9 protein-coding genes are annotated in these 11,002 nt (G+C 59.1%); 2 read left to right on the top strand and 7 right to left on the bottom strand.

The annotated features are described in order from the left end of the window. Positions 1-7: 7 nt before the first annotated feature. From AC1DE4_RS10310 to AC1DE4_RS10290, 5 genes are all read right to left on the bottom strand, one after another. The gene (locus AC1DE4_RS10310; RefSeq protein WP_477881257.1) at positions 8-1,651 is read right to left on the bottom strand and encodes an ABC transporter substrate-binding protein; all 1,644 of its coding nucleotides are present in this window, start codon (positions 1,649-1,651) and stop codon (positions 8-10) included. Between the two features lie 49 nt (positions 1,652-1,700). Continuing rightward, positions 1,701-2,759 carry a dipeptidase gene (locus tag AC1DE4_RS10305; RefSeq protein WP_025657972.1) on the bottom strand — a complete coding sequence of 353 codons (1,059 nt, stop codon included), beginning with the start codon at positions 2,757-2,759 and terminating at the stop codon, positions 1,701-1,703. Positions 2,760-2,917: 158 nt separating this feature from the next. Next, entirely contained in the window at positions 2,918-3,943 is a 1,026-nt protein-coding gene (locus AC1DE4_RS10300; protein ID WP_018858914.1) for an ABC transporter permease, read from the bottom strand. A gap of 31 nt (positions 3,944-3,974) precedes the next feature. Further along, the gene (locus AC1DE4_RS10295; protein ID WP_025657973.1) at positions 3,975-5,516 is read right to left on the bottom strand and encodes a sugar ABC transporter ATP-binding protein; all 1,542 of its coding nucleotides are present in this window, start codon (positions 5,514-5,516) and stop codon (positions 3,975-3,977) included. Between the two features lie 72 nt (positions 5,517-5,588). Further along, a complete protein-coding gene (locus AC1DE4_RS10290) occupies positions 5,589-6,518 on the bottom strand; it encodes a sugar ABC transporter substrate-binding protein (RefSeq protein WP_025657974.1) in 930 nt (309 codons plus the stop codon). Positions 6,519-6,845: 327 nt separating this feature from the next. Between AC1DE4_RS10290 and AC1DE4_RS10285 the strand changes: the two genes are divergently transcribed. Next, positions 6,846-7,355 (top strand): DUF1993 domain-containing protein, encoded by a 510-nt coding sequence (locus AC1DE4_RS10285; RefSeq protein WP_025657975.1) that lies wholly within the window; start codon positions 6,846-6,848, stop codon positions 7,353-7,355. 6 nt (positions 7,356-7,361) lie between these two features. Here AC1DE4_RS10285 and AC1DE4_RS10280 read toward each other — a convergent pair whose 3' ends face one another. Together AC1DE4_RS10280 and galE are read right to left on the bottom strand one after the other, a co-directional pair. Then, positions 7,362-8,879, bottom strand: coding sequence for an alkaline phosphatase family protein (locus AC1DE4_RS10280; RefSeq protein ID WP_477881253.1), 1,518 nt, complete (start codon positions 8,877-8,879; stop codon positions 7,362-7,364). Between the two features lie 9 nt (positions 8,880-8,888). After that, positions 8,889-9,872, bottom strand: coding sequence for a UDP-glucose 4-epimerase GalE (gene galE, locus AC1DE4_RS10275; RefSeq protein WP_062373811.1), 984 nt, complete (start codon positions 9,870-9,872; stop codon positions 8,889-8,891). Between the two features lie 346 nt (positions 9,873-10,218). Between galE and AC1DE4_RS10270 the strand changes: the two genes are divergently transcribed. Next, positions 10,219-11,001: a class I SAM-dependent methyltransferase gene (locus tag AC1DE4_RS10270; RefSeq protein WP_025657978.1), complete on the top strand. Its 783-nt coding sequence runs from the start codon at positions 10,219-10,221 to the stop codon at positions 10,999-11,001. Position 11,002 lies beyond the last annotated feature (1 nt).

The following is an 11,002-nucleotide window of genomic DNA, read 5'->3' as shown; positions in this document are numbered from 1 at the left end:
TGCCGGATCATTCCTTGCCGACCGGGCCGACATAGTTGGTGTCGAAGCTCGGGCCGAGCTTGAAGTCCTTGAGGCTCTTGCGGGCGCCTGCCACTTCGATCTGCTGGAAGATGATCACGAAGGGGCTGTTGGCGAGGAACTTCTTCTGGATGTCCTCGTACTTGGCTGCGCGCTTCGCGCCGTCACGTTCCAGCAGTGCAGCCTTCGTTTCCTTGTCGAGCTCGGGTGCTTCCCAGGTGTTGCGCCATGCGAGCGTCTTGACGGTACCGGCGTCCGAGTTGTCCGGGTTTGTGGTGAAGGTATCGGCATTCGAGTTCGGATCGAAATAGTCCGAGCCCCACTGGCCAATGTACATGTCGTGGGTACGCGCGCGGAACTTCGTCAGGGTCTGCTTGCCGTCGCCGGGGATGATTTCCATCTTGACGCCAGCCTGGGCGAGCGACTGCTGCATGGATTCGGCAATACCCGTTACCGGCTGCGTATTGCGAACGTCCATCGTCACCGAGAAGCCGTCCTTCAGGCCAGCCTTCGCCAGCAGTTCCTTGGCCTTGGCCACATCGAGCTTATACGGTTTCTCATCCAGCGCACCGAGCTGGCCTTTCGGCAGGAAGGTCTGGTGGATTTCGCCGATGCCCTTGATCAGCGTCGAACCAATCGCGTCATAGTCGACGAGGTACTTGAAGGCTTCCTGGACTTCCGGCTTCTTCAGGTTTTCGTTCTTGGAGTTCAGGCTGACGTAATAGACCGTACCCTTCGGAGCGCTGACGGTCGTCAGATCGGCGTTCTTGGCGACTGCATCGAGATCGCCGGGCTCCAGGTTGCGGGCGGTGTCGATATCGCCGGCTTCCAGCGCCAGGCGCTGCGCCGAGCTTTCCTTCATGAAGCGATAGATGACGCGATTGAGCTTCGCCTTGTCGCCGTAGTAGTTGTCATTGCGCTCCATCACGACAACTTCATTGGCGCGCCACTCGCGCAGCTTGAAAACGCCCGAGCCCGCGTAACCGGTCTTCAGCCATTCGTTGCCGAAGTCGTTGTCATATTTGTAATCAGCGCTCGGCGTCACGGACTTGACGTGATCCATAACGAGCTTCTTGTCGACAACAGAGGCAACGGTTGCCGTCAAGCAGTTCAGCACGAAGCTCGGCGCATACGGCTTGTCGACGGTAAAGACGAAGGTGTTTTCATCCGTCGCCTTCGCCTTTTCGGTGACGTTGTCGCCATTGATGCCGAACTGGGTGATGATGAAGGCGGGGCTCTTGTCGAGCTTCACGGCGCGCTCGAAGGACCACGCGACGTCGTCAGCAGTGATCGGGTTACCGGAGGCAAACTTCAGACCGGGCTTGAGCTTGAAGGTGTAGGTCAGGCCATCATCCGATACCGTCCAGCTGTCGGCGAGGTCGCCCTTGACCTTGGACGTGTCGTTCATGTCAAGACGGACGAGCAGGCTGTAGGTGTTGCTCGTGACTTCGGCCGTCGACAGCTCGAACGCCTCGCCCGGATCCATGGTGATGATGTCGTCGAAGGCAAAGCCTTCAACCAGCGTGTCCTTCGGCGTTTCCGCGAAAGCGGCCGGTGCAACTGCCATCATGATCGACAGAGCAGCGCCTGCCGAAAGTTGACGGAATGTGCGGTTGAATTTGCTGACTATCATGGTTTTTGGTTCCCCTGTTTTCCATTTCAATGCAAAGCTTTAGGCGGGCTCAGGCGTTTTCTTCTCCCCACGCCGAAGCCAGAATCCTCAGCCAGTTCCCGCTGGCCAATTTTTCGAGATCTCGCGCACCATAGCCAACGCGCTGGAGGGCGGCAATCAGCTTCTGGTTCCCTGCGGCGTCCCCGATTTCCTCGGGGATCGTCGCGCCGTCAAAGTCCGAACCGAGCGCCACACAGTCGATGCCGACGCGCTCCACGAGGTAGTCGATGTGGCGCACCATATCGCTCAGCGGCGTATCGCCATCGGAGCGACCGTCGCTGCGCAGCATCGCGGTCGCGTAGTTCACGCCGACGAGGCCGCGGCTTTCCCTGATGGCGTCGAGCTGCTTGTCGGTGAGGTTGCGGGCGACTGGCGTCAACGCGTGTGCGTTGGAATGGCTGGCAACGAGCGGCTGATCGGTCGTCTTGGCGACGTCCCAAAAGCCCTTCTCGGTGATGTGCGCCAGATCGATCAGGATGCCGAGGCGGTTGCATTCGCGCACGAGGGCAAAGCCTGCCTCGGTGAGACCGGGCGCGGTGTCCGGGGACATGGGGAAGGCGAAGGGCACGCCGTGGCCGAAGATATTGTGGCGGCTCCATACCGGTCCCAGCGAACGCAGGCCGGCGGCATAAAATACTTCGAGCGCCGCCAGGTCCGGTCCGATGGCCTCGCAGCCTTCCATGTGCATCACGGCCGCGAAGAGCCCGTCAGCCATGGCCTTGCGGATATCCTTTACCGTGCGGCAGAGGCGCCAGGCACCGGCGCGGTCCAGGCGCAGTGCGATAGCAGCCATTTCTGCGGCGATGTTCAGCGAGGACAGCGGCTCGAGGGGTGCAGCGAGCGGCGTGACGTAGTGGCCGTTCTTGTCGGGATCGGCAAAAACGAGATCGCCGGACGGCACGTAGATTGCGCAGAGGCCACCGGCCAGTCCGCCAGCCTTGGCGCGCGGGCCATCTATGTGGCCCAAATCTGTTCCGTTTGAAAATTCAGCGACTGGATCGCCGCCATCCCTTTCATGTGTCCAAAGCCGAAGGAGGACGTCGTTATGGCCGTCGAATACGAATTGCATCTGCGTTCCTGTGTGCCCGGGCGGGCGATATGAAGAGCGCAGAATAGAAAAGCTGGCAGAATACGCCACCTCTTTTTTCAGAAATTTTGCTGTTCCGCAGCAATAGTTAGCAGAAACAAAAAACGGGAGCCGAGGCTCCCGTTCCGAAGGGTTTTTCGTCAGTGCTTGGCGCGCTTCTTTTGGCGGTAGACGTCGATCACGACGGCGGCCACGATGATCAGGCCTTTGACGATCTCCTGGTAGTAGGCATCGACCCTCAAGAAGGTGAAGCCAGAGGTCATCACGCCAAGAATGATCGTACCGATAACCGTGCCGGTGATGCGGCCGACGCCGCCGGTCAGAGACGTACCGCCGATGACAGCCGCGGCAATAGCGTCCAGTTCGTACATGACGCCCATGCCAGCTTGCGCAGTCTGGGCGCGGGCTGCCGTAACGACGCCCGCAAGGCCTGCAAGGAGACCGGCAATGGCGTAAACTTTGATCAGGTGAGCTTCGATATTGATACCGGAAACGCGCGCAGCCTGCACGTTGGCACCGATCGCATAGGTGAACTTGCCGTAGCGCGTATAGCGGAGCGCAATGTGGAAGATCAGTGCCACGACCAGAAAGACGATGACGGGCCAGATGCCGGTGCCGATGAAATTGAACTGTTCGGTGAGCCCCGAAACCGGCTGGCCCTTGGTGTACCACTTCGAAATGCCGCGTGCCGAAACCATCATGCCGAGCGTGGCGATGAATGGCGGGATCTTGGTCTTTGCAATCAGCTGCCCGTTGATAAAGCCAGCCGCTAGGCCGATGAGGAGGCCGACGCCGATCGGGATGAAGAATGGCAGGTCGGTCAGCGAAGGATAGAGCGCCCGTGGCCAGGTCGATGCCTGCGCGAAGCTTGCCGCAATCATCGCCGTCATGCCGACGACGGAGCCGGATGAGAGGTCGATGCCGCCGGTAATGATCACCTGCGTCACGCCCACCGAGATGATGCCGATGACGGAGACCTGCAGGATCATGATCGTCAGGCGCTGCGAATTGAACAGAAAGCTCTGGCCGATGAAGATCCAGCCGAGAATTTCATAGACAAGTGCAATGCCGACCAGGACAAGGAAAATGCTGAGCTCGGGCGGGACACGCCGCCTGCGCGCGCGCGTTGCAAGCGGGGCTGCTACCTCAGCTGCGTTGGTATTCATGATATCCTCCCTTCGGTTGCCGGAGGCCGCGTTACTGCGCGGCAAGCTCCATCACCTTGATCTGCGTTGCTTCGTCGCGATTGAGAAAACCGGTCACCCGACCCTCGTGCATCACCATGATGCGGTCGCTCATGCCCAGCACTTCGGGCATTTCCGACGAGATCATGAGCACCGCCACTCCGTTTTTCGCCATCTCGGTCACCAGGCGATGGATTTCAGCCTTCGCGCCGACGTCGATGCCACGGGTCGGCTCGTCGAGAATGAGGATTTTCGGATTCGTCAGCAGCCAGCGACCGATCAGAACCTTCTGCTGATTGCCGCCGGACAGGTTTTCCACGCGCTCATCGAGGTTGGGCGTCTTCACTCGGAGTTTCTTGGCCATGTCCTCGCAGGTCGCCTCGATCGAGCTTTCCTGCACAAAGCCCCCCTTGACGAACCTGTCCTGGAGAACGGCGATCTGCATGTTCTCGAGAACGCTGAGGATCAGCAGACAGCCCGTGTCTTTGCGATCCTCAGTCAGGAACGCCATGTGGTTCCGGATTGCGACGGTCGGCGAGGCGATCGCCGTCTTCTTGCCGAAGAGTTCGATCGTGCCCGATGTTGCGGGCGTCACGCCGAACAAGGTCTCGGCGACGTTTGATCGGCCTGAGCCGACAAGGCCGGCCACGCCGAGGATTTCGCCCGATCGCACGTCAAAGGAAACGTCACGGAAGACGTCGTTGAGCGACAGGTTCTTGACCGAGAGGACGACGTCGCCGATCGGCACGTCCTCTTTCGGGAACATCTGGGTGATCTCGCGGCCGACCATCATGCGGATGATGTCATCGCGGGTGACATCTGTTGATGCATGAGTGCCGATATAGCGGCCATCGCGGAACACCGAGAACTCGTCGGCAATCTCGAACAGCTCGTTCATCTTGTGTGTGATGTAGACGATGCCGATTCCCTGAGATCTGAGGTCGCGAATGATCCGAAAGAGGTGTTCGACCTCGCGCTCGGTCAGCGCCGACGTTGGTTCGTCCATGATCAGGACGTCGGAATTATAGGAGACAGCCTTGGCGATCTCGACCATCTGCCGGCTGGCGACGGAAAGTTCGCGGACTTGGATCTCCGGGTCGATGTCGATGTTCAGCCGGCGAAACAGCTCGTCGGTCTGGCGGAACATGGCTGCGTGGTCGACAAAGCCAAACTTGTTCGTTGGCTCGCGACGGATCCAGATGTTCTCGGCGACGGTCATATAGGGCATCAGGTTCAGCTCCTGATGAATCATCGCAATGCCATTTTCCAAGGCGTCGAGCGGCGATTTGAGCTGGATCTCAACGCCCTTGAGGCGTACTTCGCCCTTGTCAGGAATATAGATGCCGGCGAGGATTTTCATCAGTGTCGACTTGCCGGCGCCGTTTTCGCCCATCAAGGCATGCACGGTGCCGCGCCTCAGCCGGAACTGAACATCATCAAGTGCGACAACGCCCGGGAACTCCTTCCGGACACCTTCGGCGCTCAACAGGTATTCCGCATTCGGAACAGCGCCGCTCTGGCGCACTGCGGCCATTGTAGACGGGCTGACAACCATCTCATCTCCTCCCGGACACGGACTGAGGGAAGGAATGCGGAACCCTGTCCCGCATCCCGATTTCTCCGAACGTTAGTTCTTCGCGACGAAGTCCTTGACGTTCTCAGGCGTGACGAGCTGGAAAGGAATGTAAACCTTCTTCTCTATCTTTTCGCCCTTCGCGAGCTTCAGGGCCGCATCAAGCGCGCCCTTGCCCTGCCCTGCGGCATCCTGGAAGACCGTCACATCGAGATCACCGGCCTGCATCGCGGCGAGTGCGTCCTGCGTTGCGTCAACGCCGCCGATCACGATCTTGCTGAGGTCCTTGCCGGCCGCCTTGAGGGCCTGAATGGCGCCGATCGCCATTTCGTCGTTGTTCGAAATGACGGCATCGAACTCGAGACCGCTGGAGAGCCAGTTGGTCAGAAGGTCGGACCCCTGAGTACGGGACCAGTTGGCCGTCTGCTCTTCGATGATCTGGATGCCCTTGCATTCGTCCGTCGCAATGACGTCATGGACGTCCTTGGTGCGCATGCGTGCAGCCTGGTTGGAGAGTTCGCCCATCATGACAACGGCCTTACCCTTGCCTCCCAACAGGCGGCAAACTTCCTTGGCTTCAAGCGTACCGGATTCCTGCTCGTTCGAAGCGACGAAGGCCTGTTTATCCGGAAGGCTGTCGACGTTGACCGGTTCGCGGTTGACGTAAACGAGCGGAATGCCGGCATCAGCCGCGATTTTCGACATGGCGGCGGTAGCGTCGGTGTCGACCGGATTGACGATGATCGCGTCAACCTTGGATGCGATGAAGTTCTGGATCTGGCTCTGCTGCTTCGCGACGTCGTTCTGGGCGTCTTCAACCTGCAGCGTCACGCCCTTCAGGGTCTTGGAATAGTCCTGCATCCCGTTTCGCAGGACGGTCAGGAAGTTGTCGTCAAACAGCGCCATCGAGACGCCAACGGTTTCAGCGTGAGCGGCCGTCGACAGGACGAGCGCCATGGCAGTACCCATGATAAATTTCTTCATTTTGTTTTCCTCCACAAAGCGGTGTCCGGCTGCACCCTCCTCACGCCGGAGCTTCGGGCCATGCCCGTAAGCCAGTATCTTGTTCGCTGCGTGCCATCTCCCGTTGGCCATCCGTCAAGAAACGGAACAAACGAACCGTGAAATTTGTATCACGGAATATTCATTCCATTTTCTATGGGAGGCGTCAAGTCCAATTGAAGGATGAGGCCGCCGGCGCTTGGCGAAAATCTCGCCAAGATAGCTGCCAGGCACTGAAAAGCGCGATGTCGATGACTATATTGGCCGCGCCAGCGGCAGCAGTTTCGCTGCCCTTCCAAGGAGAAACTGATGCCGATCTCGATGTATCGATCAACCGTTCCCGTCTTCCAACGTGGCCTTGAGACGTTGAAGACCTATCTCGACAAAGCCGAGGCCTTCGCCAAAGAAAAAGGCATCGATGGCGCGGATCTCGTTGCGGCGCGGCTATCTTCGGACATGCTGCCGTTTGCAGGCCAGTATCAGCGCGCGACCGACAGCGCCAAGTTGGCGATTGCGCGACTGACCGCCAGCGAGGCTCCGAAATTCGAGGATAACGAAGCGACGATCGCCGAGTTGCGTGCGCGTGTTACCAAGACAGAAGCCTACCTTGCGGCCGTTGTGCCGGCTGCACTCGAGGGAACGGAAACGCGTGAGATCACTCTGTCTCCAGGAGGCAACAAGATCACGTTCCGCGGCGACGAGTATGTCATGACCTTCGCGCTGCCGAACTTCTTCTTCCATATTGCGACGGCTCACGCGATCCTGCGCAACCAGGGCGTTCCGGTCGGCAAGATGGACTATCTCGGTCGCTTCGCGTGACGAAGCTCAGGGCCGGTGCTTGACCGGCCCTTTCTCGGTAAGTTCGGTGAAGGCTAGCGTCTGATCCAGATGGCGGGCACGCAGCGAGAGAAGTTTCTCGGCATAGGAAAGCCGCACCGGCAGATAGGCTTCGTCTGACGCGAGATTGTTCAATTCCATCGGATCAGCCTGCAGATCGAAAAGGAGCGGTGGCAGTGCTGTGAAATGCACGTATTTGAAGCGCTCATCCCTGATGACGGCAAGATTGCATTCGTTCGACCGCAATCCGAAATTAGTTTCCGGCTCCTGCGTGGCGATATCGCGGAAGTCAAATTCCCAGAAGGCTGCTTCGCGCCAATTTCCCGGCTCGCGCCGCATGAGCGGCAGGAGCGATTGTCCGTCCACACCATTCTCCGGCTCGATATTCAGGCGGTCGCACAATGTCGGGAAGATGTCTGCCGCGGACGTAAACCGCTCGACAACGCTGCCCCGCGTGGCGGCCTGCGGGTCGCGGATGACAAGCGGGATATGATAGCTGCCGTCGAAGAAGCCGCCCTTGCCGAGCGTCCAGTGATCGCCCGCCATCTCGGCGTGGTCGGAGGTGAAGATGATCAGCGTGTTATCCCAGGCCCTGGCTTCCTTCAATGCGCTCCAAACACGCCCGAGCTGCGCGTCGACCTCGGCAATCATGCCATAATAGATGGCGCGGATCGCGCCGAAGTCGCTGTCTTCCCAGTCGTTGACGCGACCGGCTGCGCCGTAGATGAAGTTACCCTTCCTTGCCCTCGGCATGGCATAGGACAGGTAAGGATGTGCGCTCTGTTCTATTTCATGGTTTTTCGCCCGGGCGAAATGCGGACCGTCCTCCGGGCTGAACAGGTCGTTGTATGGAGGCGGGGCCGAAAATGGCGGATGGGGACGCAGGAACGAAACATGCGCGAACCAAGGCGCATCTTGCTCGCCCAGCCAGCGGATAAACTCTCCTGCGAGAAACGCCGTCTGCGTCTCGTCCTTCGAATAGGCTGTTGCCGCGTTCGAGATCTCGCCGCGCCGCGCGCCAACAGGAATGTGGATGTCGCGGGTATGCGCTTCAGCGTGCCCCCGCGAGCGCAACCAGGAGAGCCATTGCTTTTCATGTTCGGGAAGGAGTTGCCGGGCCGTGAAACCGGGCAACAATCCCTCATAGGTCGTCAGATGCGGGTCGTTTTGATCCAGGCCGCGGGGGTCGGGTGCGGTGTCGGTGTAACCGAACAGCGTCGGATCATAGCCCGCCCGCCGCGCCGCCAACGCCAGATTGTCAAATCGGGCATCGAGGGGTGAGCCGTTCCGGCAAACCCGGTGGTTCATCTGATAGAGACCGGTGTAGAGCGTGGCTCGTGCCGGCGAACATGGAGCGGCGCCGGCGTAGTGGCGTGCAAACAATACGCCTACCGCCGCCAGCGCATCTATGTTCGGCGTCCTGACGCAGGCATGCCCGGTCGCTGACAGACAATCACCACGCCACTGGTCCGCGGTGATCAGGAGAATGTTCGGTCGACCGGTCATGGTTGCATTTTAGTGTTGGTTTGATTTTGCGTGCCAGTTCCACGCCGATCGGATGATCTGAGACAAATCATACTGCGGCGTCCAACCGAGAATCTCCCGCGCCTTGTCGTTGTTGGCAACCAGCGTGTGCGAGTCGCCTTCTCGGCGGCCGGCATATTCCACAGGAAACGGACGCTCGGAGACGCGCTCGATGGTGCCGAGTAACTCCTTCACGGTCGTCCCGGTGCCGGTGCCGAGGTTGAGAGCAACCGACTCGCCGCCGCGCAACAGATGCTCGACGGCGCGGACATGGGCATCGGCGAGGTCGAGGACGTGGATGTAATCGCGGACGCAGGTGCCGTCGCGCGTCTCGTAGTCGGTTCCGAACACCTTGAAGCCTTCGCGGCGGCCAAGGGCGGCGTCGATCGCCAACGGTATGGCGTGCGTTTCCGGCTGGTGCCACTCGCCGATCCTGCCTTCGAAATCGGCCCCGGCAGCGTTGAAATAGCGAAGCACGACCGATCGGAAGCCCGTGTACTTGTCGTAGTCGGCAAGCGCCTGCTCGACGATGTACTTCGTGCGGCCGTACGGATTGATCGGCACCTGACGATGCGTCTCGTCGAGCGGCACGCTCTGCGGCAAGCCATAGGTCGCGCAGGTCGACGAGAAGACGAATGCCTTGACGCCAGCCGCCTGGGCAGCGGCCAGGAGCGTCAGTGTGCCGATGACGTTGTTCTCGTAGAAGGCAACCGGATCTTTGACCGATTCGCCGACTTCGATGAGCGCGGCAAAGTGCAAGATGGCGGCTGGCTTGTGCGTTGCCAGGACCTCGTCAAGGCGCGCCCGATCCCTGATATCCCCTTCTTCCGCGGGTCCCCACTTTACGAACTCGCGGTGACCGTTTGAGAAATTGTCGAAAACGACCGGTTTGAAGCCCTTGTTCGCAAGATCGAGACACGTGTGCGAGCCAATATACCCAGCGCCGCCAACGACCAGAACCGTTTCACCTGCCATGCACCACCTTCAATTCTCGTTTCGGATGAAGAGAAGACTTAAGGCAGGTCGATGGCAAGAAAAAGAAAGAAACGAACGGGGGAGGGACGCTGGCCTCGTTTTGTCGACGATGGCATTAGCAAATTGATCGCGCAAAGCTTTTCAGGCGCGATCGACTGTTCGGCAATGCTCGACACGACAATATTTTTAAATAGAACAGCAGACCCCTTTTGATCATTCCTGCAACCAAGCGTATCTATAAATACTGCTTTCGCATGATTTTAAATAGAATTGACTTCTCTTCGTGATTTCTGCAAGAAATTTTCTTCTTCGGTGCCTCTGTTGATGAATCTGGAAGCACAGTTCAATGAATTCATCGATAAGAAAATTCATCTTCCATGATCTTCAGGCGATTGAAGGATACATTGATCCGCCTGACGCGCTGGTATTTCTTGCCGTTCTGCGGGCACAGCAATCAGCATCCTTGCAAGGTGGCTTGGCCGAGATCGGCGTTTACTACGGCCGATCCTACTTCCTGATGCGAAAGATCTGCGGAGAGGCCGAGAAGATCGTGGCGATCGATCCCTTCGATATCCTGAAACCCGAGCACGGCGCGACGCAATATGACCGTTTCGTGGCGGGTGGCCGCCAACTGGGCCTTTCCGTGGATGCAGAGCGCGTCGTCAAGAGCGACAGCACGCTGCTCAGGCCGGAGGACATCATTGAAAGGGCCGGCAAGGTCCGCCTTTTCAGTATCGACGGCGGCCACATGCTGCACCACGTCGCGGCCGACAGTCGTCTTGCTGCCGGGTCGCTTGCGGAGCATGGGATCATCGTCTTCGACGATACCTTCAATCCCGCCTGGCCGGAGGTCACGGTCGGGGTGACCGATTTCCTGCGTGAAGAGGCCGGCCGCTTCTCGGTTTTCTGCCTGACGAAATACAAGACCTATGTCTGCCGCAACGCTTTCCACGCATTCTACTCGCATTCGATCATGACTTCACAGGAGCTGAAGGCGTTCGATCACATAGAGACGGATTTCCTCGGTTCGACGGCGATCCGGTTGCACAATCCGATGCGCCGCCGCATCGCTCATGAAGTGATGGTCGGATTGGGCATGCGCGCACTGTCGGAGCGCGCTTACCGATAGG

Source organism: Rhizobium sp. 10N414, assembly GCF_056394785.1.
Note: the sequence above shows the minus strand (reverse complement) of the source record. Positions and strands in the feature narration are given on the sequence as shown.

What these genes read in the sequence shown, in the direction of transcription:
- AC1DE4_RS10295 (WP_025657973.1), bottom strand. Translation starts at nt 5,516, where the DNA reads ATGGTTGTCAGCCCGTCTACAATGGCCGCAGTGCGCCAGAGCGGCGCT.
- AC1DE4_RS10310 (WP_477881257.1), bottom strand. Translation starts at nt 1,651, where the DNA reads ATGATAGTCAGCAAATTCAACCGCACATTCCGTCAACTTTCGGCAGGC.
- AC1DE4_RS10305 (WP_025657972.1), bottom strand. Translation starts at nt 2,759, where the DNA reads ATGCAATTCGTATTCGACGGCCATAACGACGTCCTCCTTCGGCTTTGG.
- galE (WP_062373811.1), bottom strand. Translation starts at nt 9,872, where the DNA reads ATGGCAGGTGAAACGGTTCTGGTCGTTGGCGGCGCTGGGTATATTGGC.
- AC1DE4_RS10290 (WP_025657974.1), bottom strand. Translation starts at nt 6,518, where the DNA reads ATGAAGAAATTTATCATGGGTACTGCCATGGCGCTCGTCCTGTCGACG.
- AC1DE4_RS10270 (WP_025657978.1), top strand. Translation starts at nt 10,219, where the DNA reads ATGAATTCATCGATAAGAAAATTCATCTTCCATGATCTTCAGGCGATT.
- AC1DE4_RS10285 (WP_025657975.1), top strand. Translation starts at nt 6,846, where the DNA reads ATGCCGATCTCGATGTATCGATCAACCGTTCCCGTCTTCCAACGTGGC.
- AC1DE4_RS10280 (WP_477881253.1), bottom strand. Translation starts at nt 8,879, where the DNA reads ATGACCGGTCGACCGAACATTCTCCTGATCACCGCGGACCAGTGGCGT.
- AC1DE4_RS10300 (WP_018858914.1), bottom strand. Translation starts at nt 3,943, where the DNA reads ATGAATACCAACGCAGCTGAGGTAGCAGCCCCGCTTGCAACGCGCGCG.